This is a genomic window from Williamsia sp. Y712 (genome assembly GCF_059445525.1).
Genome location: NZ_JCAIUN010000003.1, coordinates 83,160 through 106,914, shown reverse-complemented (window position 1 = coordinate 106,914; position 23,755 = coordinate 83,160). Strand labels below are relative to the sequence as shown.

The following is a 23,755-nucleotide window of genomic DNA, read 5'->3' as shown; positions in this document are numbered from 1 at the left end:
CTAGGTGGTGAGGTCGTCAACTGTCCTACCGACCGGCGGACAGCTTTACGGTGACCTGGGCGATTACTTGCATCCGGAAACGAATCGAAGCCCGAATACGGCACCTAGCAGCAGCAACGGTAGACTGGACCGCAGAGAACGAGGCCGAACACCCCACAGCAGGTAGCGCGACAGCAGGTATTGCGCAGTTTGTTCCCTGAGGCCTCGTGCGCCGACACACCGCCCACCTGATCGACGGAGTGCCCCTTGATTGCAGTCCTGGCCGCCTTGGCCATCACGGCTGTGCTGGCGCCTGCGATCATCACCTGGCTGGGCAGGCGCGGCTTCTACATTCTGGCCCTGGCACCCTTCGGCGGGCTCATCTGGGTCTTCGCGAACTGGCCCGACGAATCCAGTGGCATCCGCACCGAGTCGATCACCTGGGTGCCCGCACTGCAGATGAACATCGACCTGCGGTTCGACACCCTGGCCGCGATCATGTCGGTCCTGGTCCTCGGGGTCGGAGCCCTGGTGCTCTGTTATTGCGCCGAGTACTTCACCGAGACCCGGCGCCGGGTCGCCGGCTTCGGTGGCGAGATGGTCGCGTTCGCCGGCGCCATGTTCGGCCTGGTCTGCAGTGACAACATGCTGGTCCTCTACATCTTCTGGGAACTGACCACGGTCCTGTCGTTCCTGCTCGTCGGCTTCTACGCGGTGCGCGCCACCAGCCGTCGCGCCGCGACCCAGGCACTGCTGGTCACCACGGCAGGCGGCCTGGCCATGCTGGTCGGCATCGTCATCCTCGGTGAGATCGCCGGCACGTATTCATTGTCGGAGATCGTGGCCGACCCGCCCGCCGGAACGTCGGTCACCATCGCGATCGTGCTGATCCTGATCGGTGCCCTGAGCAAGTCCGCCATCTTCCCGTTCCACTTCTGGCTTCCTGGCGCGATGGCCGCACCCACCCCGGTCAGTGCTTACCTGCACGCCGCGGCGATGGTGAAGGCCGGCATCTTCCTGGTCGCCCGACTGGCACCGGGGTTCTCCGACCTCGTGTCCTGGCAGGTCCTGGTCCTGGGTCTGGGCACGCTGACGATGCTGCTCGGCGGGTTCCGTTCACTGCGCGAATACGACCTCAAGTTGGTACTCGCCTTCGGCACCGTCTCCCAGCTCGGCTTCCTGATGGTGCTGGTGGGTATCGGCGATGCGAACGTGGCGATGGCCGGACTCACGATGCTCGTCGCGCATGCCATGTTCAAGGCCGCGCTGTTCATGGTCGTCGGCATCATCGACCACTCGACCGGTACCCGCGACCTGCGCAAGCTCGCGTGGCTGGGCTCCAGGTCACCGTGGCTCGCCGCGATCGCGACACTGGCCGCAGCCAGCATGGCCGGGCTGCCGATCACCCTCGGATTCGTCGGCAAAGAGACCGCCTTCTCGGAGATCTGGGACACCGGCGCGCTGAACTCCTGGCAGGGCCCGGTCGAGGTGATCTTGCTGGTGATCGGCTCCATCCTCACCGTTGCGTACTCGCTGCGTTTCCTGTGGGGCGCATTCGGCCGTAAGCGCAAGTCGTCGCCGAGTCCGGCCGTCGCCCGACTGCACAAGCCGACCGCCGCATTCCTCATCCCGGCCGGGATCCTGGCTTTGGCAGGCGTTGCCTCCGGCCCACTCGCCGGTCTGATCGGCGAAGGCTTCGAGCCCTACGCCGAGACCGTCCCCAACTACGGCGAACCGATCGTCCACCTGGCGCTCTGGCACGGATTCAACCTGGCGTTGGCACTGTCCGGAGTCGCTGTGGTCGGTGGAATCGCTCTGTTCGTGCTGGTTCGCGAGCTGGGCCGGCTCGGATTCGTGAAGCCGGCGCTGGGCAACGCCGACCGGATCTACGACGCGGTCCTGCGCGGCGCAGATACCCTCTCGGTCAACCTGACCCGCAACACCCAGCGTGGCTCGCTGCCACGAACACAGGGCATCATCGTCGTCACCCTGGTGCTGCTGCCGACCATCGTGCTGTTCGTCGGTTCGCGAAACCGGCTGGAACTGAACGGTTTCGAGTCACCCGTTCAGCTGGTCATCGGCGGCATCATGGTCGCGTCCGCGATTGCGGCCACCGTACTGCGCAACCGCCTCGCCGCCGTGCTGGTCGTCGGTGTCACCGGCTACAGCTGCGGCGTGTTGTTCGCCCTCCACGGCGCACCCGACCTGGCACTGACACAGTTCCTGGTCGAAACGTTGACGCTGGTCATCTTTGTCCTGGTGCTGCGCAAACTGCCCGCCGAAGCCGAGACGCGGCACGCAACCGGCTTCAAGCCCCTGCGCGCTCTCCTCGGCCTGGCATTCGGCGCACTCCTCGTCATGGTCGGCCTGTTCGCCGCGGCAGCCCGCAACACGATCCCGATGTCGTCCGAGTTGCCCTACGCCGCATACAAGTACGGCAACGGCTCGAACACGGTCAACGTTCTACTTGTCGACATCCGCGCCTGGGACACACTCGGCGAGATCTCGGTCCTCCTGGTGGCCGCGACCGGTGTCGCGTCCATGGTCTTCCGGCACCGCCGGTTCGGAGCAGCGCCCAGCGTCGCCGACGCCACCCGCAGCAATGCGCCACGACCCGCCGGATACAACAGCGCCCAGCAGTTCGGTGAGCGGACGACATGGCTGCGCGGCAGCAACTTCCGTGATCCCCGGCACCGGTCGATGGTGCTCGAGGCCACCACGCGGCTGATCTTCCCGACCATGATCGTGCTGTCGCTCTACTTCTTCTACGCCGGACACAATGCGCCCGGCGGCGGATTCGCCGGCGGTCTCACCATGGGTCTGGCCCTGGTACTCCGGTACCTCGCAGGCGGCCGCTACGAGCTCGGCGAAGCCATCCCGATCGATGCCGGCCGAATCCTCGGTATCGGACTGGGCCTTTCGGTTGGCACCGCGGTGGCCTCGGTCTTCCTCGGCGCACCGGCACTGTCCTCGGCGACGATCGAGTTCACACTCCCGATCTTCGGTGACGTGAAACTGGTCACGGCGCTGTTCTTCGACCTCGGCGTCTACTTCATCGTTGTCGGCCTGGTCCTCGATGTACTGCGCAGCCTCGGCGCCCGCCTCGACGAAGACGCACCAAGGGTCCGTCGCGAAACACAGGAGGTCGGCGCATGAGTGTCAACCTCGGACTACTCATCGTTGTCGGCCTGATGGCGGCCTGCGGCGTGTACCTGCTCCTCGAACGCAGCCTCGTCAAGATGCTGCTCGGGCTGTTGTTGGTCGGCAACTCGATCAACCTGCTGATCATCACCATCTCCGGCGGAATGGGTAACCCGCCGATCATCGGACGTAGTTCGGGAGACCGAACTCAAGACGCCGATCCGCTTGCGCAGGGCATGATCCTGACCGCGATCGTCATCACGATGGGGATGGCAGCGTTCATTCTGTCGCTCGCCTACCGCAGCTTCATGATCAACACCGACGACGAGGTCGACGACGATCCCGAGGATCTGAAGGTCCAGCACCAGCGCAGCGCGGACGCACCCGACCGCGACCGCAGCGACGACCCGATCACCGGCTTCGACACCAAGCGCGGCGACATGTTCGACGACGCAGGCAATCCGTTGACCGAAGAGCAGATCAAGGCCCGCCGCGCCGAGATCTACGAAACCGACATCCTTCCCGACCCCGACGACCTCGCCGACGAACTGGCGGATCTCGAAGAAACCGTGCCGGACACCAGAGGGGGCTCAGACACATGACGTTGTCGAATGCCTGGTTCCCCACGCTGATCGTGGCGCCGGTCCTGGTTCCGATGATCGGCACCGTGCTCACGCTGATCATGGGTCGCTATCCCCGTTTTCAGCGTGTGGTGACCATCGTGGCGATCTCGATCGCCTTTGTCTCCGCCTGCCTGCTGCTGTATCTGACCAACCGCGACGGTACCTACGCCCTGCACATCGGTGGCTGGGATTCAAAGGGCGGCGATCTCGGTCCCCTGGGCATCACCCTTGTCGCCGACCAGCTCTCGGCCCTGATGCTCGTGGTCTCGACCGCGGTCCTGCTCTGCGTCATGCTCTACGCGGTCGGCCAGGGTATCCGCGACGGCACCGTCGACCAGCCGGTCTCGATCTTCCTACCGACCTATCTACTGCTGTGCACCGGAGTCTGCAACGCCTTCCTCGCCGGTGACCTGTTCAACCTGTACGTCTCGTTCGAGGTCCTGCTGGCGGCCAGCTACGTGCTGCTGACGCTCGGCGCCAGCGCCGACCGGGTGCGCGCAGGCGTGTCGTACGTGATGGTCTCGATGGTCTCGTCACTGGTGTTCCTCGCGGGCATCGCGTTCGCCTACGCCGCCACCGGCACCCTGAACCTGGCCGAGATGGCGATCCGCCTGCAGGACATACCCGACGGCACCAAGGGCGCGCTGTACGCGGTGCTGCTGGTCGCCTTCGGCATCAAGGCGGCCGTCTTCCCGCTGTCGACCTGGTTGCCCGACTCCTATCCGACGGCGCCGGCTCCGGTCACCGCAGTGTTCGCCGGCTTGCTGACCAAAGTCGGTGTGTACGCGATCATCCGGGCCCACACCCTGCTGTTCCCTGGTGGCTCCATGGACAAGGTCCTGATGGTGGCCGGATTGCTGACGATGTTGGTTGGCATCTTCGGTGCGATAGCCCAGTCCGACATCAAACGACTGTTGTCGTTCACGCTGGTCAGCCACATCGGTTACATGATTTTCGGCCTCGCACTGTCCACAGAGTTCGGATTGTCCGGCGCAATTTACTATGTGGCCCACCACATTCTGGTGCAGACAACGCTGTTCCTGGTGGTCGGACTCATCGAGCGACAGGCCGGCTCTGCCTCACTGCGCCGCCTGGGTGGTCTGGCGGCCAGTCCCCTACTGGCAGCTCTGTTCTTGATCCCGGCGCTGAATCTCGGTGGCATCCCGCCGTTCTCCGGGTTCATCGGCAAGGTCGCGCTGATCGAAGCCGGCGTCCAGGACGGCAGCGTGCTCGCCTGGTTCCTGGTCGGCGGCTCGGTCGTGACCAGCCTGCTCACCCTCTACGTGGTGGCCCGTGTGTGGACCAAGGCCTTCTGGCGCCCGCGCGCCGACGCCCCCGAAGGTGAAATGGCCGATGCCGGTCCCTCACCGCTGCTCGACGGATCCGACGCCGATGACGTCGCCTTCGACGACCGTGTCGATGTCGGCCGGATGCCCATCGGCATGGTGGTCCCCACCATCGCGATGGTTGTCGCAGGCATCATCCTCACTTTGTGGGCCGGCCCCATCTTCGAGTTCACAGATCAGGCCGCCGCCGATCTCACCGACTCGAGCATCTACCTCGACGCCGTGCTGGGAGGTGGCCGGTGACCGAGCCAACCGCATCGTCGCGACCACAACCGCCGTCCCCGCGCGGTCCGATACGTGCGCACCTGGTGAACGCCTGGCGGTTCACCGTCATCTTCATCGCCTGGCATCTGACCAGGATCGGGATCCTGATCAGGAACCGCATCCAGATCAAGCGATGGTTCGGTTCGGACCGCCGCGAAGTCGCAGTCCGGGTGTGGACGATCTCCTGGCTCACCTTCGTCTGGGTTCTGCTCTGGGGTACGTTCGACCTCGCCAACGTCATCGCCGGCATCGGCGTCGCGATCGTGGTACTCATCCTGCTGCCGCTGCCGCGGGTCCCGGTTGAAGGCCGCATCCACCCGTTGACGGTGGTGGAGTTGATCTTCCGCCTGCTGACCGACCTCTTCAAGTCGAGTTTGCAGGTCGGCTGGCTGGCGATCCGGCCCGCCAAACCACCCCTGAGCGCGGTCTTGCGGGTCCGGCTTGCCATCAAGTCGGACCTGGTACTGACGCTTGCCGTGGACTATCTGAATCTGGTGCCCGGAACCATGGTGGTCGAGATCGACCACAGCCGCCGACTGCTGTACGTCCATATCATCGACGCCAGCTCACCGGAAAAGGTGAAGGCCTTCCACAAGCAGGTCGAAACCGTCGAACGGTTGTTCATCAAGGCCTTCGAGCGCGATAGTGAATGGCATGCCAGCCCGTACCACGGAATCGACGACGACTACACGAGCGGAGTCATGAAGTGAACGTTGTCTGGGTCATTGCTGCCTGTCTCCTCCTCTCCGCGTCGGTGCTCACCACCGCTCGCATGCTGATCGGCCCCGACACCCTCGACCGGCTCGTTGCGCTCGACACCGCGGTGGCGGTGGCGACGTGTTCACTGGCGGTGTGGGCGGCCTACTCCATGGACTCGACGGTGGTGTCCGGGATCGTCGCGCTGTCGCTGCTCGGCTTTGTCGGAACCGTTGCGGTCGCCCGCTTCCGCGTCCGGGACAACGAGGTGTAGCGAATGATCTCCGACATCATCGTCTCCATCCTGGTCCTGAGCGGATCATTGATGGCATTCACGGCCTCCATCGGAATCCTGCGCTTCCCGGACACGCTGACCCGCATGCACGCGGCCACCAAACCTCAGACACTCGGACTGCTCCTGGTCCTGATCGCCGCCATGATCCGCCTCTGGGACACCGTCGATTTCGGCATGCTGGTGCTATCGGCGATGTTTGCCCTGGTCACCGCGCCGGTCATCGCACATCGGGTCGGCAAACTGGCGTACCAGGAGCAACGGATGCGCGACGACCTCATCCGCGAGGACGAGATCGAAACGCATCGCACCGACTGATGGCGTTGCCGAACTGATGGATCCCGAACCGTCCCCCTCCACACCCGCGCCATCAGCCTCGGCACTGCGGCGCGGTGGCGAGCTCGGAAAAGTGGCCGCACACACCGCGATCCGGAGAGTCCGTTCGCGCGCGGCCACCCTGGGCGGTTCCCCCGACGAACGCCGCCGACGCGCAGAGCGTGATGCCCTCGCCGCTGCCGATGAGCTGATCACCGTCCTCGGGTCCATGAAAGGCGCGGCGATGAAGGTCGGACAGTTCCTCTCACTGCTCGACCTGAACATGGTGCCGCACTCGGCACGACCCGCGTTCAACCAGAAACTCGCGATACTCCGCGACAACGCTCCCCGGGTGTCGAACGAAACCATGCTCGCCGTGGTCCGTGCCGAACTCGGTGACCGGATGTCTGCGATCGCAGAGATCGATCCCGTCCCGATCGCCGCCGCCTCCATCGGACAGGTGTACCGGGCGCGGCTCACCGATGGCCGCGACGTCGCCATCAAGGTGCAGTACCCCGGGATCGACCGGGTGGTGCGGGCCGATCTGAAGAATCTCGCCATTGCGCTGCGCCTGTACAAAGGCCTTCTGCCCACGGCGGATCCGCACTCGTTCGTTCGTGAGATCACCGGCAACATCGTCGCCGAGCTCGACTATGCGGCCGAGGCCGACAACCAGCGCAGGCTTGCGGTGCGCTATCAGGGACACCCGTTCATCCAGATCCCGGATGTGATCGAAAGTCTGTGCAGTTCAAAGGTCCTGACCACGGAGCTTGTCAGTGGCATCACCTTTGACGAGGTGGCGAAACTCGATTCGGAGACCCGCGACCAGGTCGGGGAAGTGATCTACCGGTTCTACTGCGGCAGCATTCACACCGACGCCACGTTCTGCGGCGACCCACACCCGGGCAACATCATGCTCGCCGACGACGGCCGGGTCGCCTTCCTCGACTTCGGATCCAGCAAGACGATGTCCAAACACGCCTTGCAACTGGAGCGAGCAGCACTGATCGCCGCCCGCGCCGGCGACTCCGCACAGGTCGCCCGGATACTGCGACGCGGCGACATCCTCATCGACGAGGACAACATCACCGACGCCGACGTCCTCGCCTACGTCCAGGACTCCACGTGGTGGCATATGGACGACGTGAGCCTGACCATCACACCCGAGATCGCCAACAGCGCCATGGTTGCGGCCGTCCATCCCGCCCATGAGTACGCCGAACCCGCACGTAGACAGCGATTCCCGGAGGAGCATCTGATGGCCCGGCGAGTCGAGTTCTACACCTGCGCCATGCTCGGCCAACTCGGCGCGAGCGCCAACTGGTTCCGGATCGAATCAGAGTGGCTCACCGGCGCCGAACCGGAAACCGAACTGGGACAAATCGATCAGTGGTGGCGAAAGCGCACCTTCAGCGACTGAGTTCGCCGACCACCGCGTCCACGACCGAAACCATGTCACCGGTCTCCGCGTGGATCTTCCGCTGCCGCTGATAGGAGCCGCCCCGGCGCGGTATGTCTGCCACCGAAGCCAATTCGGCAACGCAGTCGAGTTCGACCGCAATCGGGGCCAACCGGGTCAATATGTCGTCGAGGTCGTCGGTGACAAGACGCTCGTTGCACTGTGCGTCGGTGATGATGATGGCGTCGAGTCCGTAACGTGCGGCCCGCCACTTGTTTTCCTGCACCAGCCAGGGGGCCATCACCGGCAGCGTTTCACCGGCGTCGAGCCGATGATCGAGATCGACGACCAGACAGTGGATGAGCGCCACCAGTCCGGCCAGTTCGGCCACGGTGGACACTCCGTCGCAGACCCGGATCTCCACCGTCCCCAACACCGGTGACGGCCGGATGTCCCAGCGGATCTCATTGAGGTGCTCAATGATTCCGGTGGTCATCTGATCGCCGACAAAATGCTCGAACTCGGACCACTTCTGGAATTGGAACGGCAGGCCCGCGGTGGGAAGTTGCTGGAACATCATCGCGCGGTTACTGGCATATCCGGTGTCCTGGCCCGACCACATCGGCGATGACGCCGACAACGCAAGCAGGTGCGGGTACTGGTTCAGCAACGACGACACGATCGGTAAGACCTTGTCGCGGTGGTTGATCCCGACGTGCACGTGCACACCCCAGATGAGCATCTGACGACCCCACCACTGGGTGCGTTCGATCATCTCGGCGTACCGGGGTGAGGGCGTCAGCTGTTGTGTCGACCACTGCGCGAACGGGTGCGTACCGGCGCCGTACAGGTCGACGCCGATATCGTCGGCGATCCGGCGGACCACCGCCATCGACTCGGAGAGGTCGGCTATCGCCTCCCCGGTGTTGTCGCAGATTCCGGTGACGAGTTCAACGGTGTTGCGCAGCAACTCTTTGTGGATACGGTCACCGGAACTCGGGTTGTCGAGTCGGCTCACCTCTTCGAACAGTCGCGCCGCGGAGTTCGACAGATCCCTCGTCTGCTTGTCGACGAGTGCGAACTCCCATTCCACGCCGAGCGTGGGCCTCGGCGAAGCGTTGAAGTCGATCGACCGAGAGTTGTTTATCTCAGGCCTCTTCGATGACGCCGCAGGCGATCCGCTTGCCGGCGTCACCTGTCATCAGCGTTTCCTCGTCAGCCGCCGGTGCGTACTTGGTCGGAATGTTGCCGAAGTTGTCCGGCTTCTCGTGGATCACGATCGCGGTCTGCAGGATCTGCTCGATGTCGAAGGTGTCGGTGACGGTGACGGTTTCGCCGGTGCCCTCGTCGTTGATGTAAATCGATACGAGGTCACCGCTGGCCGGATGCGAGGTGTTGCCATCGACCTGCAGGTGTCCGCCTGCGGAGAGGAAGTCTCCGGCGGCGCCACCGGTCGGAGAGGTCGAGCCGGGCTCGCACTTGCCAACCGCGTGGACGTGCATGCCATGGAAACCGGGTGCGAGGTTCTCCGCCTTCACGGTGACGACAACCGAACCCTCTTCGTTCGTGTCGAAGCTGGCCGTGCCTGCCGACTGGCCATCGGGTGTGCGCAGTTCCGCGGTGGCCTCGCCACCTTCACTCGGATCACCGATCGCGCCGACGTCGACCGGTGCCGGATCACCCGTCACGACGCTCGGCGTCGTCCCCTTTTCCTTGGTCGGGTTCTCATCCGCGCTGCAACCGGCCACAAAAAGCACAGCCATTGCTGCCGGTGCCACCAGCGCGGCGGCCCGCCACACAGTGCTGAGGTTCTTGAGCGAGCGCTGCGCCATGATTGAGCTCCCTTTGGGGTTGGGGTAAGAATCCACCGGTTCTACCGTCGGTAGTAGGTCAGAAAATCATATCCGTGTTGATGCCGAGCTCCGCCTCCGGCTTCGTCTTTCCGTTCCGGTCGGGATCATCACCGGGTCACGACGATGAGTGGCAACCCACCCGGACACTGGCTGAACGCCGACGGCCGCGGATCAACCGAGACGTCGCCCCCGAGATCTTCGGCGAGTTGCTCGGCGGCAGCGCGCTGCCGGGCGGTGTAGAAAATGGTGTTCTCGGTGATGCTCGCCGACTGCAGATTCGTCGGTTCCGCGGTCTCCCAGCCCAGGTCTTCGACCTTTTTGGTGTACGTCTGGCCCAGGCCGCTGACCGTGCCCGCATTGAAGATGCAGACCTCCGGACGGGTGGGGTCAGCCGAGATGGAGGTCGATGGCCGCGGTGTGGTCGTGGCCGTTGGCATGGACTCCGTCGCCGGGGCCTGCGGCGCAGCCGATGAGGGCGCAGCCGAAGTCGACTGCCGACTCTGCGCAGCTTGGAGGCCGGCTTCGGGGTCGGAGTCGCCCGTGGCAGCGGAATGCCAACCGAGTCCGATGAACACCACGGCAACGGACAGCAACAGCATTGCCCCGGCACGTAGTGGCAGGTGAGGGTTTTCCCGACGCGTCGGAGATTCCGGCGGGTCGGATTGGTCGGGCTTGGTCATTGGGTCAACCTTACGAAACTTCCCCGGCCGTCCGCACGCGGCGGGTCCGACAAGTCATCGAAACGGCAGAACCGAGCCATCAGGAACGGCAAAGCCGAGCCATCAGGTGACGTCGAAACCGAGGCGGCGGGCCGCACGGGCCTTCTGCCGACTGGCCCGCAGACGACGCAGTCGCTTGACCAACATCGGGTCGGCAGCCAGCGCCTCAGGACGGTCGACGAGTGCATTGAGCACCTGGTAATAGCGGGTTGCGGACAAGCCGAACAACTCTTTGATGGCCTCTTCTTTGGCGCCGGCGTACTTCCACCATTGACGTTCGAAAGCCAAAACCTCATGCTCGCGCCGAGTCAGTCCATCGGCTCCAACCTCGCCGGGCCCCAACTCTGCATGGTGCTGGCTGATGTTGTCCGCAAGTCCGGAATTCTTCTGGTCTCGCGCGGTTGCGCCGTCCATCTCGCTCCCTTGAGAATCGGTCCTACTCCACCCCGTCGCCACACATCAACTTGACGATAGTTATGGCGCGAATTACATCAGTGTGGTTCGTGGTACATCTAACCACGCCGCCAGTGGATTTCGCGCGATGGCATGCCGAGTAATCTGACCCTCATGGCAATTCTTCCGATCTGCATCGTCGGTGATCCGGTGCTGCACAAACCCACTGAGATCGTCACCCTCGACGCCGAGGGCAAACCACCCGCTGACGTGGTGGCATTGCTCGACGACATGTACGAAACCATGGACGCGGCCAACGGTGTTGGACTCGCCGCAAATCAGGTCGGCGTGGGTCGGCGTTTCTTCGTCTATGACTGCCCCGAGGGTGATGGCCGGACAGGGCCGCGGCGTCGCGGCGAAGTGATCAACCCCGTCCTCGAGACGTCAGAGATTCCCGAGACCATGCCCGACCCGGACGACAACGACGAGGGCTGCCTGTCGGTCCCGGGATTGCAGTTCCCCACCGGCCGCGCCGACTGGGCAAAGGTGACCGGCGTCGACCGAAATGGCGATTCCGTAGAGATAGAGGGCAAAGGCTTCTTCGCCCGGATGCTTCAGCACGAAGTCGGACACCTCGACGGCTTCCTCTACACCGACGTTCTGGTCGGACGGAACGCCCGGGCCGCCAAAAAGACCATCAAACGCAGTGGATGGGGTGTGCCCGGTCTGTCCTGGCTGCCGGGCTCGGAGTCCGATCCGTTCGGCCACGACGACGAAGATGACGACGACTAGGTGACCCCGGCTGCAGGCGACCGCGTGGTGGTGCGCTTCCGGAAAGGACCCGGCGCGCCCGCCGACTGGCGCGCCGACGAGACCGCGACCCTGAGCGACGTCACCGGCATCCTCGAATCCACGAAACCGGAACTCCGGGTCCGGCGCGGGGTCGAATCGCTGCACATCCCAGCCGAACTGGTCGTCGCGGTGAAAGTGCTCTCCGACAAGCCGGTGCGGAACTCGGAGATCCGGTCCTTGGAGGTCGCGGCCACCCGGGCCTGGCCCGGGCTGGAGTCGGAGATGATCGACGGCTGGTTCGCCCGGGCGGGTGGTGGATTCACCCGGCGGGCCAACTCCGCGGTGCCGCTGGAGATGGGCGCCCGCCTCGACTCGCAGACCCTGCAGCGGTTGGGCCAGTGGTACGCCGCGCGGGATCTGCCGTTGATGCTTTCCGTGGTATCCCGGCTGATCCCTCGGTCCCACGTCTCCGAAGACGACTACACGAGCCCGGTGGACGTACTGACCGCACCGATCGGCACGACGGCGACAACTCGGGCCGATCACCTCGTGACGATCACCGATCAACCGACCGACAAGTGGCTGGCGAACCATGCCGCAGGGCGGACGATCTCCGACCTGTCCACGGCACGGGCTGTTGTGTCCGCATCGCAGGACGGACGTCTCGGCTTTGCCGAGGTACGCGATTGCGTCGGCGATGTGGTTGCCATCGGTCGCGGCGCGATCACCACCGGTCTCAAAGGCGAAGTATGGCTGGGTGTTTCAGCACTCCATAGCGACCCCGAACACCGAGGTCACGGCTACGGACGCTCGATCATGGCCGCGATCGAGACCTGGGGCGCCGCCGGTGGCGCGACATCGACCTACCTGCAGGTCGAAACCACCAACCAGCTCGCCCGGGAGTGGTACCGCCGCTTGGGCTTTGGTCTGCACCACTCTTACGGCTACGTCGAGTACCGCTAGCGTCGAGCGGGCTACTCGGCGCGGCGGCGCCGGACGAACAGGACAACCAGCGCGGTCACGACCAGAGAAATCGCCACCGACACGGCGGTCCGCGTGACGACGCCGCCGAATCCCGCCGCCTCGATCAGGTCGATCGGCTCGGCGGGCTTCCTCGGCGCCACCGGCTTGTCGACCGCAGGCGCGACAACCGAGGTCGGTGTTTCAGCGGTCTCGGCAGCTGGTGTCTCGTCGACTGGCACGGCGGCCTGGTCGCCCTCGATCTCTGCCGCAAGGTTCTCGGAGAATTGTCCGATCAGTTTGCCCGCCACCTCGGCCATCGCACCCCGCCCGAACTGTGCGGGTTTCCCGGTGATGTCGAGTTCGGTCTCGACGAAGACATCGGTTGAGGTGGGACCGGCTTCGACGAGGCGGCAGGTCACCACCGCGCTGGCGGTGCCGTTGCCTCGGGCTTCACGTCCGCTACCTTCGAGGATGGCGATCTTGGCCTCTTCGTCGCGGGAGCGAAACTTGATGGTGCCCGCGTAGCTCAACGCGATCGGACCCAGCTTCACCTTGACCTTGCCCTTGAACTGGTCGCCCTCGTTCGAGGTGAGCGTTGCTCCGGGAACGCATGGGGCAACTCGTTCGATGTCGAGCAACACCTGCCACGCCTCCTCGACCGGAACGGCGATGCTGAACTGGTTCTCGAGCTTCATGCGGGCCTTTCACTTCCGTTGATCGAATCGGCCGCCGCACGAACGGCTTCCACGATTCCCTGGTAACCCGTGCACCGGCAGATGTTACCGGAGAGCGCTTCCCTGATCTCGGTATCGCTCGGATCGGGCGTCTCCCGCAGGAATGCGGTCGCGGACACCACAAAACCCGGTGTGCAGAAACCACATTGGAGACCGTGGTGGTCACGGAACGCGCACTGCACTGTGGAGAGTTCACCGTCAGAGGACGCCATACCCTCGATCGTCGTGATCTCGGCGCCGTCCACCTGGACCGCGAAGAGCAGGCAGGCACGCACCGCCTCCCCGTCGACGAGCACGGTACAGGCGCCACACACGCCGTGTTCACAGCCGAGATGCGTTCCGGTCAAACCACAGTCGACCCGCAGGAAATCGGCCAGCGTGAGCCGGGGTTCAATCGATGCGTGATACAGCGCGCCGTTCACCCAGACCTTGATCTCTACATCAGCCATTCTTCGCCTCCAAAAGCGCGCGATCGAGCGCACGGTTGACTCGTGTTGCCCCGACCCGGGTTCGATACTCGGTGGAACCATGCAGATCCGCCGGAACCGAGGTGAGTCCCGACACTGCGAGTTCCCCGATTTCTTTGGTGTCGATCTCGTCGACGAAAACGCCGATCAGCGCCTGTTCGGCCGCGGTGGCGCGGGTGACCGCGGGACCGAGACCGAACAGACCTATGGCGCATCTGTCGATCCGCGAATTGTCGTCGATCCGTACCGCCACGGTTGCTCCCGCTATTGCGAAATCACCCTGGCGGCGGGCGAACTCATCAACAGCGAACCCGCATCTGCCTTCCCATACCGGGAAAGTGATGCCGGTCAGCAATTCGTCTTCGGCCATGTCGGTGCTCCACATGCCGGTGAAGAACTCCGCAGCCGGCACCGTCCTCGCACCACGAGGCGACAGCAATTCGATCTGCGCGTCGAGGGTGATGGCCACCGCCGGATACTCGGCTGCGGCATCGGCGTGAGCGATCGAGCCGCCGATGGTTCCGCGATTCCGAATCTGAAAGTGCCCGATCAGCGGGGTCGCCCGCGCCAGCAACGGCACCGATGCCGCCACGGTCTCCGACCGGCCGATGACACTCTGCCTGGTGCCCGCACCGATCCAGACGGATTCACCGCGCACCTCGATGCCTTCCAGCCCGGACAACCGGCTGATGTCGATCAGATGCTCGAATGCCGCGAGGCGCAGCGCCAGCATCGGCATCAGGCTCTGGCCGCCCGCAATGAATTTGGCCTCATCGCCGAGTTCGGCGAGCAGACTGACCGCTTCCTGCGCGGTGGCCGGCCGGTGGTAGTCGAACGCTGCGGGCTTCATCGGATCACCGATCCCGCGCGGGCCGCATCCACCATCGCGACGATCCTCGCCGGGCTCAGTGGTAACTCACTGACCTCGACACCGAACGGTGCCAGTGCATCGGCAACGGCGTTGACCACAGCCGGTGCCGACCCGATCGCCCCACCCTCGCCCACGCCCTTGAACCCGCCCGGACCGGGGCCCATCGTCTCGACGTGCACTATCTCGATGTTGTCGGGAACTTCGGTTGCGGTGGGCATCAGGTAGTCCATGAATGTTGTGGTCACCGGGTTTCCGGATTCGTCGTAGGCCAGGTGCTCGTAGAGTGCGCCGCCGATGCCCTGCACCGTTCCGCCCCGGATCTGCCCCTCCACCACGTTCGGATTGATCATCGGGCCGATGTCCTCACCGACGATGAACCTCAGAAGGGTGACTTCACCGGTCTCGATGTCGACCTCACAGGTGCACACGTGGGTGGCATTGGCCCAGATCATCGGAGCCTGCGCCTTGTACCGGCCACTGGACTCGAGGCCCGGAGATACACCCGGCGGGAGCGAATCGGGTTGGTAGTACGCGATATCGGCGATCTCGGCGAGAGAAACACCCGGTCCGTCCCCACCTCGTACCGAGGCATGACCGCGGATGAAGTCGACGTCGGCGACATCGGCACCCAACTTGTGGGCGGCGATCGCCAGGATCTTCTCCCGTAGACCGGTCGCGGTCACGGCCACCGCACCGGCCGTCATCGACCCCGTACGGCTGCCCTGGGTTCCGGCACCGAATGGGGTCAGTGCGGTGTCGCCCTGGATGGTGTGGACGTCTTCGATCGCCACACCGAGTGCGTCCGCGGTCAACTGCACGACAGTCGTCTCGACGCTGTTGCCCGCCGAACCACCGTTCACGAAAACATCAACGGTCCCAGACGGATTGACCCGGATCGTGGCACCCTCGGTTGCCATGAACGGCGTGGAGGCCGAGGTGGGTTCGATGTAGGTACAGGTACCAACACCCAGATAGCGCCCCTCGGCCCGCGCAGTCACCTGCTCACGACGGAAGGCCGGGTAGTCGAGCGCCTCGATCGCTTTCTCAAAGGTCTCGAGCGGGGTCGCATCCGAATACGGCATCCCCAACGCGTTGCTCACCGGCATCTCGTCGGCGCGGAGCAGGTTGCGACGGCGCAACTCGATGGGGTCGATGTCCATCTGACGGGCGGCGGCGTCGAGCAACACTTCCCTGGCCATCGACTCGTACTGCCATGGGCCGCGGTACGCGACGCGCCCAACAGTGTTGGTGTACACCAACTTCAGGCTGAACGTTGCGTCCGGAACCCGGTACGGGCCGGGGAACAACATTCCCACCGCTCCCGCACCGGTCAGCGGCGACGGAATCGGGTAGGCCCCGATGTTCTGTACATGATCGAGTTCGGCGGCGACGATCTTGCCGTCGGAGTCGAAGGCCATCCGGGCATCACCGTGATCCTGGCGCGCCATACCCGCCGACATCAGGTGCTCCTGCCGGTCCTCGATCCACTTGACCGGAACACCGATCTTCTTCGCGGCGATCATCACGCAGATCTCTTCGCGCTGCGGCACGACCTTCTGGCCGAATCCGCCTCCGGTGTCGCGGGACACCACCCGGACCCGATGCTCGGGGACACCGAGTATCCGGGAAGCAAATCCGCGGGCTTCGTGCGGCGATTGGGTGGAGATCCAGATCGTCATCTCGCCACTGGGCGAAGACCATTCGGCGATGATGCCGCGCGTTTCCATCGGCATGGGCGAGTGGGCCTGCTGGTACACGGTTCGGCGGACGACGTGCGCGGCACCGTCGAAGATCGGATCCATCTCCGATGCCGGACGTCCGGGGAGTTCGATCGCCACATTCCGCGCGAACGCCTCGTGGACCAATTCGGTGGAATCCTGCGCGGTCCGGTAGTCGACCACCGGTGCCTGTACGTCGTAGTCGACGATCACCATGTCGACGGCGTCTTCGGCGATGTAGCGACTGGTGGCGATCACCATGGCGATCGGGTCGCCGACAAATCGGACCTCACCGTCGGCCAGTGCGGGCCACTGCGACGATCCGCCGACCATCCCGTCGAGGGAGTAGCGGAGTTCGTGGATGCCGGGATTGATATCGGCGGCAAGGTAAATGGCCTTGACCCCATCGATCGCCAGCGCCTCCGAGGTGTCGATACCCAGGATCCGGCCGCGCGCCACGGTGCTGCGCACAAACGCGATGTGCAGCATGCCCGGCCGGGTGATGTCGTCGACGTAGCACCCCGCGCCGGCCACGAGCCGGGCGTCCTCGACCCGTGGCACCCGGGCCCCGACGTACCGGGCGGTTGAAATTTCAGTTGTGCTCACCGGCACCCCTCTGTCCGTTCACATTGCGCATGATCGACATACTTTTGTGCACTCGCTCAGCTTTGTAGGATTGCGGTATGTATAGCAGTTTTCGGAGAAGTCGGTCAAGGTTTTGCTTTCCTTCGCAGTCCCGCAAAACACCAGGTCTTTTGGCGTGACCGAGGGTGTACGACGCCGTAGGGTCGACGCCGCCGGAGAGTCCGAAACCCGCGACGCGCTGGTACGGGCGACCGCTCAGATCATGCTCGAGGAGGGCTACGCCGCGGCCACCTCACGACGGGTCGCCGCGCGCGCCGGGATCAGGCCGCCCCTGGTGCACTACTACTTCCCGACCATGGACGATCTGTATCTGGCCGTTTTCCGGGACGGCGCCGAGGCCAACCTGGAACGCCTCAAGAGGGCACTGCTCGATGAGCGGCCCATGGACGCCATCCTCCAACTGCACAGCGATCCGAAGGGCACAGCGCTCCAGATGGAGTTCATGGCGCTGTCGAATCACCGAAAGGCGATCCGTTCTGAGATCGCGGCATACGGACTGCGTTTCCGCGAGATCGAGACGGCCGCGTTCGCGATGCTGATGGGCGCGCGTGGCATCGATCCGCGCGACCTCCCCCCGGTCGCGGTGTCGGTTGCGCTGACCTGCGTGACCCGCACCCTGGTCATGGAGAACGAACTGGGTATCACCGGTGGGCACGATCAGACGCAGCGAGTGCTGGACGATCTGGTGCGACAGCTCGAACTACGGCCACCCCGGATCGAGCACGGCTCCGAATAGTCGACCTATCTGAAGCGGGCAACATACCGTCGCTGCCAAGGCATTTCGACGGCGCCCTCGCGATAGTTTGCCCGGACGTAGTCGACGGCCTGCGCTGCGGGTACACCGTCGATCACGGCCAGAGCGGCCAGCGCCGTACCGGTCCGTCCGCGACCTCCGAGGCAGGCCACCTCCACCCGTTCGGTTTCGGCGCGCTCCCACACCTCCCGAAGTGCGTCGGCAGCTGCCGCCCGATCGGACGGTAGCCAGAAATCCCGCCACCGCAGCCATCGATGTGGCCACGCCACAGCCGGCGGCTGGTGACCGAGCAGGTACAGCCCGTAGTGGGGTTGCGGACCGGATGGCATCGGGTCGCGTAATCCTCGTCCTCGCACCCGCCTGCCAGAGGGCAGTTCGAGCACCCCGTCAATCGAGTCGCCCCAGGTGAGAGCCATAGCGCAAGGGTAAACCGACAACTCTCCCTGAACTCCGGTATCCGCCCACAGCGAACCCGTGTGACGAATCCCTGTAACGGTGTAATCATGTAATCACCTACCAAGGAGGCATCATGAAAGGCACACATCCAGGATCCAGAGGGCCCGGTGGACGTCGCGGTGGCTGGCAACAGGCGCAACTCCCGGACGCAGGCGATGCCGGTGCATGGTTCACCGGACGACTGCCCGACGACTGGTTCGACGGACCGGTCGAGGTGACCGTCGACCGCGACGAGATCACCGTCATCGGCACCCTGACACCCCCGGACACCGGCACCGACGACAGCGGCACCGAAAACACCGCGACCGCTGCGGCCCAAGGACGCGCATCACGCTTCCGTGAGGACACCCGCGGCGAACGGATGTCCATCGCCGACGAGGCCCAGGCCCGATATGCAAGAAAAGTTTCATGGGGCGTCAAGGTCGGCGACGAGCGGATCTTGTTCACCCACATCGCCGTTCCCGTGATGACGCGCCTGCGTCAGCCGGAACGACAGGTCCTCGACACCCTGGTCGACGCCGGGGTCGCACGATCACGTGCCGACGCACTGGCGTGGTCGGTCAAACTCGTCGGGGCCCACACCGACGAATGGCTGGGCAAACTACGATCCGCGATGGATGAGGTGGACAGCCTTCGCGCCGAAGGCCCAGGCCTGTAGAGCGCCAGTCCCCGGAAATTCGCGCCACGTCCCTGCACACGCGCCGGTTGCAACTGGCGCGAACAGCGGTAGGTGGCGCGAATTTCGCAGGTGAGCCGTACTAGCGGAACCAGCCGGAGTTCTTCGCCCGCCACAGCATCTCCGACCAGTACCCCCAGTCGTGTGTGCCGGTGATCGGGTAATCGGTGGTGATGGGCAGCCGATTGATCGCCGCCTGAACCTCAAATGCGCGGGTTTGCGAAAGGGCCAGCACCTCGAGGGGCGAACCCTTGAGGGAGTTGATGGGATCGGTGTTGTACTGGCCCCACAGTCCGGTGGACGCGGCGACCCGCACGTTGAGCCCGTGCATCTTCGGCACCTGGATGAGCGGGTCGTTGTCTGCCCAGCGCGGGCTCCATGGCGGGCCGAACATGCTGTCCGAGTTGAACGGACCAACGCCGGCTTCGATGCCCGCATCGATGAGCATCAACCGCACCGCACTGCGGGTGCCGGGGATCGACAATGCCAGGACGCCGGACATGGAGAAAGCGTGCGAGAAGTTGTGTCGGTTGTTCGCGGCGATCACCAGCGCGGGGCCGCCGCCCATCGAAATCCCGGCGATGGCGTATCTGCCACTGGGTCCCCGAAGTCCCTGCCCGTCCATTGCCCGGACCAAACTCCAGCTGATCACGCAGTTCCACTGGTACCGGAACTGTTGGTTGTTGAAGTTGCTGGGGGCGTCCCAATCGGCATACCAGCTGGCCAGCCCGCCAACGGGCTGGACCACGTTGACGCCGGAATCGGCCATGTCCTGGACCCGGGTGTTGTGCTCCCACCCGCTGACATCGTTGGTCGCCCGCAATCCGTCGAGGAGTACCACCGTCTTGTAATTTCCCGGCTGCGCCCAGTAGTTCACTTTGATCTGGCCGGGCATGCCGCAGGCATCGATCCACATCGTCTGACGGGAAGGTGCTGCGCTCGCGACGCCGGAACCGATGGTCACACCGCCGATGACCAGCATTACCGCACTGATGAACGCAGCTAACAAACGTGATCTGGTTCGTGCTCCCGAGCGCTTGGCTGCAACAATTTTCATCGACGGTCTCCCTCGGCTTGCAGGCCATGTGATAACCATGTCGTCAAAAGTCCAACAAATGTAACGCGAGGGATCGCTCACTGCAGTCGAAAGACGAAACTGCGGAGAGCAGTGCACCGGGGATCGGGCAGCCTGATCGACGCGAAATCCGCTTCGCAGGTGGCGAAAACCCGACCTCTAAGTTGCGGCGAAAGCGGTCAATGTCGCTTCGACCACCGCCGCAACCTCCGCCACGTCGGGTATGTGCTCGGAGTCGGTTTCGATGCCGATCCACAGCCGGCCCGCGTAGGACGCCGCGGTGAATCCGATGCGCACGTTGCCGGCGAGTGGGCCCAACGGCCACAGCTCGACAAGTGGTGCCCCATCGAGAGCCAGTGGGCGGCTCGGACCCCGCACATTGGACGCAACGGTGGCGATCATGCGCTGGTGCTGAGCCAACACATTGAACCCGCGCGCCAGCAGAGCCGACCGGATGACGGTCCCGGAGGCCCTCGCCAGAGTCTTCGACGCCGCGGTCCGCTGCGCGACCACCGCAAGTGCCGACAACGGATCGACAAGTGGCACATCGACGATCATCACACCGACGGCATTGTGAGCGGCGCCGTGCGCGGCGATTCGCACCGGAACCGAAATCGCGAGGGACCCCGGAATCGGTTCTCCCGCATGCTCGAGCACAGCGGCAAGACCCTGCCCCACCGCGATCAGGTAGGCGTCGTTGACCGTTGCGCCGCTACGTTGGGCCGCCGCCTCGAGCGCCGCGAGATCAACACTGGCTGACGACACTGCCCGGCCTGCACTCACGGGACCGAGCAGTGTCCGAGACCTGATGCGCGACCGCATGATCGAACGCATCCGAAAGGCCATCCTCGACCCGGACGACGTTGCGGAACCCAGCTCGTGCTCAACGACTCTCACCGGCCGGACATCGGGTTCCACCGAATCCTCCCGGAAAAGGCGCTCCATCAATGCACTCGCACGAGCGCCATCGACCAGCGCGTGGTGTAGCCGCACCACCAATCCGCAGCGACCGGATCGCGCGGCCGGGACGAGCGCGATGTGCCAGGGCGGGTGATTCACGCGCAATGGTGTCATCACCAGACGGCCGCATACATCTTCGAAATCCTCACTGGAGCGCGCCTCTTCGACGGTGATATGCACCGCCAGATCGGCCTGCGCATACGTCCACCACCATCGCCCGTCCCGACGATCGGGACGCTGGTGCAGGTCGGCCTCCGCCTCGATCCGAGGGCCGAGCGCGCGGCGGAGACGACCGATATCGGGGCGACCGTTGTGGTCGACGAACCCGCCGCTGCCGAGCACGCCGGCCAGCGTCACAACGTATGGCTGACCACCGGCGCTGATGCCGAGCGTCGCGACATCGACCGCAGCGATCGGGACATCCGGAATTGCCCCGCTCATCGACACCCCCCTGCGTTGAACCTCATCCGAACCTCAGTCAGCGTTCAGCGCGCGGCTGTTGTCCTTGAGTTCAAAGCCGCTGCGTCCCAGTGTGCGGGCACCTTCCACCAGTGCAGCGCACACTCGGGCGGCGTCGGCGTAGCCCAGGCCCCCCGGCGGGTGGATATTGCTGATGCAGTTGCGCATCGAATCGGCCCGCCCCGGGGTCGGTAGATGTGTCAGGTAGATCCCGACGCTGTCGGCGACCGACAGTCCCGGCCGCTCACCGATGATGACGATCAGTGTTCCCACCTTTTGGGCCGCCCCGATGTGATCACCCAACGCCACCCGGGCCTGGGTGGCGATCACCGGAGTGGCGAGCGAATAACGCGGCGCCAAAACCTCTTTCAAAGCCGAGAGCAGGCCCGCACCGTGTTCGGTGAGCGCAATCGGAGACAACCCGTCGGCCAGCACAACGCCGATATCGGCACCGACTTCATCCACCGAATCCAGGTCTGCCGGCATCCGACCCAGATCCGGCCGTCGCAGGTACTCACCACGATTGGCGGCCCGGCTTGTCACCACCAGCGGATCTCCCAGACCGACCGCCGCGACCTCGGTCACCAGCGCGTCGACGTCGAGGGGTTGATGGACCGCATCCCTGGCCGCCGCGTGAGCAGTGGCGAACTCGAGCACCCGTGTCGTAGGAAGCGAATCCCCGGTGCGCCCCAGCCCGATTCGCGCTGCCGTGCGCAGACGCAGCGCGTCCCACAGTTCACTCATCGGGCCACCGGACCGGCGAGAGAACGCAGCGGCGACGCTTCGGGCGCCAGATCGAGCACCCGGCCGTCGGGACCGAGCATGCCCACCCGGTCGAGCCAGGCGGCGAACTCGGGTGCGGGCGCCAAACCCAGTGTGCGGCGGGCGTACAACGCGTCATGGAACGACAGGCTCTGGTAACCGAGCATCACGTCGTCGGCGCCGGGCACGGTGATGACAAAGGGCACACCGGCAACCCCGAGCAGCGTCAGCAGGTTGTCCATGTCGTCCTGATCGGCCTCGGCATGGTTGGTGTAACAGACATCCACCCCCATCGGCAGACCCAGCAACTTCCCACAGAAGTGGTCTTCGAGACCGGCCCGCAGGATCTGCTTGCCGTCGTACAGGTATTCGGGGCCGATGAACCCGACCACCGTGTTGATCAGCAGCGGATCGAGTTCGCGCGCAACAGCATACGAGCGCGTCTCCAATGTCTGTTGATCAACGGGCTTTCCACCGGTCCCGATGTGGGCACCAGCCGACAACGCCGACCCCTGCCCGGTCTCCAGGTACATGACATTGTTGCCGACGGTCCCGCGCTGCAACGATTTCCCTGCCTCGTTCCCCTCGCGCAGCACCGCGAGGTCGACACCGAAACCCTTGTTGGCACCTTCGGTTCCGGCTATCGACTGGAACACCAGATCCACCGGCGCTCCGGCCTCGATCAATCCGATCGTGGTGGTGACATGCGAGAGCACACACGATTGCACCGGAATCTCGTACCGCTGCCGGATGTCGTCGAGTAGATGCAGCAACTCTGATGTCGCGTGCGGTGAATCGGTGGCCGGATTGATCCCGATCACCGCATCCCCACAGCCGAGCAACAATCCGTCGAGAGTTGCCGCGGCAATCCCCGTCGGATCGTCGGTGGGATGGTTCGGCTGTAGTCGGGTGGCCAGCGTTCCCGGTAGACCGATGGTGGTCCGGAACGCCGACACCACCGAGACCGCGCGCGACACCGCGATCAGATCCTGGTTACGCATCAGCTTGCTCACCGCCGCCACCATTTCCGGTGTCACCCCTCGAGACACCGACGTGAACGTCGCAGCGGCGAGGGCCGCCGGTCCGGCCGCCACGTCCAGCAACCAGTCCCGGAACTCCCCGACCGTGAGCGATCCAACGGCCGAAAATGCCTGCGCATCATGGCTATCCATGATCAGGCGGGTGACCTCATCGGTCTCGTACGGAACCACGTCCTCGGACAAGAACACCGTCAACGGCACGTCGGCCAGTGCCCACTGCGCGGCCGCCCGTTCGGTATCCGACTCGGCGGCACACCCGGCCAACTCGTCCCCGCTGCGAGCCGGCGTCGCTTTCGCCAGCAGCTCCACCAACCCGTCGAAGATGTAGGTGGTGCCGGCGAGCGTATGTCGATAGAGCGTCAC

General features: G+C 64.7%; 24 protein-coding genes. 11 read left to right on the top strand and 13 right to left on the bottom strand.

The genetic code is table 11. The features are described from left to right. Positions 1–246 precede the first annotated feature (246 nt). Genes AC1D75_RS19745 through AC1D75_RS19715 form a run of 7 tightly spaced genes read left to right on the top strand, consistent with a single transcriptional unit; the run spans position 247 to position 8,076 of the window. Positions 247–3,135 carry a Na+/H+ antiporter subunit A gene (locus tag AC1D75_RS19745; RefSeq protein WP_495517030.1) on the top strand — a complete coding sequence of 963 codons (2,889 nt, stop codon included), beginning with the start codon at positions 247–249 and terminating at the stop codon, positions 3,133–3,135. Beyond that, positions 3,132–3,722, top strand: a complete 591-nt coding sequence (locus tag AC1D75_RS19740; protein WP_495517029.1) for a Na(+)/H(+) antiporter subunit C — start codon at positions 3,132–3,134, stop codon at positions 3,720–3,722. The genes AC1D75_RS19745 and AC1D75_RS19740 overlap by 4 nt, the downstream gene beginning before the upstream one ends. After that, complete coding sequence (locus tag AC1D75_RS19735; RefSeq protein ID WP_495517028.1) at positions 3,719–5,332, top strand: Na+/H+ antiporter subunit D; 1,614 nt, start codon at positions 3,719–3,721, stop codon at positions 5,330–5,332. Before AC1D75_RS19740 ends, AC1D75_RS19735 begins: the two co-directional genes overlap by 4 nt. Beyond that, entirely contained in the window at positions 5,329–6,063 is a 735-nt protein-coding gene (locus AC1D75_RS19730) for a Na+/H+ antiporter subunit E (RefSeq protein ID WP_495517027.1), read from the top strand. The genes AC1D75_RS19735 and AC1D75_RS19730 overlap by 4 nt, the downstream gene beginning before the upstream one ends. Then, positions 6,060–6,323, top strand: coding sequence for a monovalent cation/H+ antiporter complex subunit F (locus AC1D75_RS19725; protein WP_495517026.1), 264 nt, complete (start codon positions 6,060–6,062; stop codon positions 6,321–6,323). Before AC1D75_RS19730 ends, AC1D75_RS19725 begins: the two co-directional genes overlap by 4 nt. 3 nt (positions 6,324–6,326) lie before the next feature. Continuing rightward, positions 6,327–6,659: a monovalent cation/H(+) antiporter subunit G gene (gene mnhG / locus AC1D75_RS19720; RefSeq protein ID WP_495517025.1), complete on the top strand. Its 333-nt coding sequence runs from the start codon at positions 6,327–6,329 to the stop codon at positions 6,657–6,659. A gap of 16 nt (positions 6,660–6,675) precedes the next feature. Continuing rightward, positions 6,676–8,076 carry an ABC1 kinase family protein gene (locus tag AC1D75_RS19715; RefSeq protein ID WP_495517024.1) on the top strand — a complete coding sequence of 467 codons (1,401 nt, stop codon included), beginning with the start codon at positions 6,676–6,678 and terminating at the stop codon, positions 8,074–8,076. Here the strand turns inward: AC1D75_RS19715 and AC1D75_RS19710 are convergent. The 4 genes from AC1D75_RS19710 to napA form a co-directional block, all read right to left on the bottom strand. Then, positions 8,066–9,202, bottom strand: coding sequence for a glutamate--cysteine ligase (locus tag AC1D75_RS19710; protein ID WP_495517656.1), 1,137 nt, complete (start codon positions 9,200–9,202; stop codon positions 8,066–8,068). The two genes, AC1D75_RS19715 and AC1D75_RS19710, sit on opposite strands and share 11 nt — an antisense overlap. Position 9,203: 1 nt before the next feature. Then, on the bottom strand, positions 9,204–9,887 hold the full coding sequence (gene sodC, locus AC1D75_RS19705) for a superoxide dismutase[Cu-Zn] (RefSeq protein WP_495517023.1): 684 nt from the start codon (positions 9,885–9,887) through the stop codon (positions 9,204–9,206). Between the two features lie 128 nt (positions 9,888–10,015). After that, positions 10,016–10,588, bottom strand: a complete 573-nt coding sequence (locus tag AC1D75_RS19700) for a LytR C-terminal domain-containing protein (protein ID WP_495517022.1) — start codon at positions 10,586–10,588, stop codon at positions 10,016–10,018. 102 nt (positions 10,589–10,690) lie between these two features. Further along, positions 10,691–11,041 carry a nucleoid-associated protein NapA gene (gene napA, locus AC1D75_RS19695; RefSeq protein WP_495517021.1) on the bottom strand — a complete coding sequence of 117 codons (351 nt, stop codon included), beginning with the start codon at positions 11,039–11,041 and terminating at the stop codon, positions 10,691–10,693. 153 nt (positions 11,042–11,194) lie between these two features. On the opposite strand from napA, the gene AC1D75_RS19690 reads away from it, so the two are divergent. Beyond that, on the top strand, positions 11,195–11,812 hold the full coding sequence (locus tag AC1D75_RS19690) for a peptide deformylase (protein ID WP_495517020.1): 618 nt from the start codon (positions 11,195–11,197) through the stop codon (positions 11,810–11,812). Beyond that, positions 11,813–12,775, top strand: coding sequence for an N-acetylglutamate synthase, CG3035 family (locus tag AC1D75_RS19685; RefSeq protein ID WP_495517019.1), 963 nt, complete (start codon positions 11,813–11,815; stop codon positions 12,773–12,775). It begins immediately after the preceding gene. A gap of 11 nt (positions 12,776–12,786) precedes the next feature. Here the strand turns inward: AC1D75_RS19685 and AC1D75_RS19680 are convergent, their stop codons facing one another. From AC1D75_RS19680 to AC1D75_RS19665, 4 genes are read right to left on the bottom strand one after another with little or no spacing between them, the layout of a single operon-like run. Then, positions 12,787–13,470 (bottom strand): SRPBCC family protein, encoded by a 684-nt coding sequence (locus AC1D75_RS19680; RefSeq protein WP_495517018.1) that lies wholly within the window; start codon positions 13,468–13,470, stop codon positions 12,787–12,789. Continuing rightward, positions 13,467–13,958, bottom strand: coding sequence for a (2Fe-2S)-binding protein (locus tag AC1D75_RS19675; protein ID WP_495517017.1), 492 nt, complete (start codon positions 13,956–13,958; stop codon positions 13,467–13,469). The genes AC1D75_RS19680 and AC1D75_RS19675 overlap by 4 nt, the downstream gene beginning before the upstream one ends. Continuing rightward, complete coding sequence (locus AC1D75_RS19670; protein ID WP_495517016.1) at positions 13,951–14,826, bottom strand: FAD binding domain-containing protein; 876 nt, start codon at positions 14,824–14,826, stop codon at positions 13,951–13,953. Before AC1D75_RS19670 ends, AC1D75_RS19675 begins: the two co-directional genes overlap by 8 nt. After that, positions 14,823–17,177 carry a xanthine dehydrogenase family protein molybdopterin-binding subunit gene (locus tag AC1D75_RS19665; RefSeq protein ID WP_495517015.1) on the bottom strand — a complete coding sequence of 785 codons (2,355 nt, stop codon included), beginning with the start codon at positions 17,175–17,177 and terminating at the stop codon, positions 14,823–14,825. Before AC1D75_RS19665 ends, AC1D75_RS19670 begins: the two co-directional genes overlap by 4 nt. 148 nt (positions 17,178–17,325) lie before the next feature. Here AC1D75_RS19665 and AC1D75_RS19660 point away from each other — a divergent pair, with 148 nt between their 5' ends. Continuing rightward, positions 17,326–17,946: a TetR/AcrR family transcriptional regulator gene (locus AC1D75_RS19660; protein WP_495517014.1), complete on the top strand. Its 621-nt coding sequence runs from the start codon at positions 17,326–17,328 to the stop codon at positions 17,944–17,946. A gap of 5 nt (positions 17,947–17,951) precedes the next feature. On the opposite strand, the gene AC1D75_RS19655 is transcribed toward AC1D75_RS19660, so the two are convergent. Then, complete coding sequence (locus AC1D75_RS19655; RefSeq protein ID WP_495517013.1) at positions 17,952–18,380, bottom strand: protein-tyrosine phosphatase family protein; 429 nt, start codon at positions 18,378–18,380, stop codon at positions 17,952–17,954. Between the two features lie 113 nt (positions 18,381–18,493). Between AC1D75_RS19655 and abmR the strand changes: the two genes are divergently transcribed. Next, positions 18,494–19,078, top strand: a complete 585-nt coding sequence (gene abmR, locus AC1D75_RS19650) for an ATP-binding transcription factor AbmR (RefSeq protein ID WP_495517012.1) — start codon at positions 18,494–18,496, stop codon at positions 19,076–19,078. Between the two features lie 100 nt (positions 19,079–19,178). On the opposite strand, the gene AC1D75_RS19645 is transcribed toward abmR, so the two are convergent. The 4 genes from AC1D75_RS19645 to AC1D75_RS19630 all read right to left on the bottom strand — a co-directional run bounded on the left by AC1D75_RS19645 (position 19,179) and on the right by AC1D75_RS19630 (position 23,755). Continuing rightward, complete coding sequence (locus tag AC1D75_RS19645; RefSeq protein WP_495517011.1) at positions 19,179–20,153, bottom strand: alpha/beta hydrolase; 975 nt, start codon at positions 20,151–20,153, stop codon at positions 19,179–19,181. A 177-nt stretch (positions 20,154–20,330) separates the two neighbouring features. Beyond that, positions 20,331–21,572 carry a wax ester/triacylglycerol synthase domain-containing protein gene (locus tag AC1D75_RS19640; RefSeq protein ID WP_495517010.1) on the bottom strand — a complete coding sequence of 414 codons (1,242 nt, stop codon included), beginning with the start codon at positions 21,570–21,572 and terminating at the stop codon, positions 20,331–20,333. 33 nt (positions 21,573–21,605) lie between these two features. Further along, positions 21,606–22,334 (bottom strand): ethanolamine ammonia-lyase subunit EutC, encoded by a 729-nt coding sequence (gene eutC / locus AC1D75_RS19635; RefSeq protein ID WP_495517009.1) that lies wholly within the window; start codon positions 22,332–22,334, stop codon positions 21,606–21,608. Beyond that, positions 22,331–23,755: an ethanolamine ammonia-lyase subunit EutB gene (locus tag AC1D75_RS19630; RefSeq protein ID WP_495517008.1), complete on the bottom strand. Its 1,425-nt coding sequence runs from the start codon at positions 23,753–23,755 to the stop codon at positions 22,331–22,333. Before AC1D75_RS19630 ends, eutC begins: the two co-directional genes overlap by 4 nt.

What these genes read in the sequence shown, in the direction of transcription:
- AC1D75_RS19740 (WP_495517029.1), top strand. Translation starts at nt 3,132, where the DNA reads ATGAGTGTCAACCTCGGACTACTCATCGTTGTCGGCCTGATGGCGGCC.
- AC1D75_RS19735 (WP_495517028.1), top strand. Translation starts at nt 3,719, where the DNA reads ATGACGTTGTCGAATGCCTGGTTCCCCACGCTGATCGTGGCGCCGGTC.
- mnhG (WP_495517025.1), top strand. Translation starts at nt 6,327, where the DNA reads ATGATCTCCGACATCATCGTCTCCATCCTGGTCCTGAGCGGATCATTG.
- AC1D75_RS19715 (WP_495517024.1), top strand. Translation starts at nt 6,676, where the DNA reads ATGGATCCCGAACCGTCCCCCTCCACACCCGCGCCATCAGCCTCGGCA.
- sodC (WP_495517023.1), bottom strand. Translation starts at nt 9,887, where the DNA reads ATGGCGCAGCGCTCGCTCAAGAACCTCAGCACTGTGTGGCGGGCCGCC.
- AC1D75_RS19700 (WP_495517022.1), bottom strand. Translation starts at nt 10,588, where the DNA reads ATGACCAAGCCCGACCAATCCGACCCGCCGGAATCTCCGACGCGTCGG.
- napA (WP_495517021.1), bottom strand. Translation starts at nt 11,041, where the DNA reads ATGGACGGCGCAACCGCGCGAGACCAGAAGAATTCCGGACTTGCGGAC.
- AC1D75_RS19690 (WP_495517020.1), top strand. Translation starts at nt 11,195, where the DNA reads ATGGCAATTCTTCCGATCTGCATCGTCGGTGATCCGGTGCTGCACAAA.
- AC1D75_RS19680 (WP_495517018.1), bottom strand. Translation starts at nt 13,470, where the DNA reads ATGAAGCTCGAGAACCAGTTCAGCATCGCCGTTCCGGTCGAGGAGGCG.
- AC1D75_RS19675 (WP_495517017.1), bottom strand. Translation starts at nt 13,958, where the DNA reads ATGGCTGATGTAGAGATCAAGGTCTGGGTGAACGGCGCGCTGTATCAC.
- AC1D75_RS19670 (WP_495517016.1), bottom strand. Translation starts at nt 14,826, where the DNA reads ATGAAGCCCGCAGCGTTCGACTACCACCGGCCGGCCACCGCGCAGGAA.
- AC1D75_RS19655 (WP_495517013.1), bottom strand. Translation starts at nt 18,380, where the DNA reads ATGGCTCTCACCTGGGGCGACTCGATTGACGGGGTGCTCGAACTGCCC.
- abmR (WP_495517012.1), top strand. Translation starts at nt 18,494, where the DNA reads ATGAAAGGCACACATCCAGGATCCAGAGGGCCCGGTGGACGTCGCGGT.
- AC1D75_RS19645 (WP_495517011.1), bottom strand. Translation starts at nt 20,153, where the DNA reads ATGAAAATTGTTGCAGCCAAGCGCTCGGGAGCACGAACCAGATCACGT.
- AC1D75_RS19640 (WP_495517010.1), bottom strand. Translation starts at nt 21,572, where the DNA reads ATGAGCGGGGCAATTCCGGATGTCCCGATCGCTGCGGTCGATGTCGCG.
- eutC (WP_495517009.1), bottom strand. Translation starts at nt 22,334, where the DNA reads ATGAGTGAACTGTGGGACGCGCTGCGTCTGCGCACGGCAGCGCGAATC.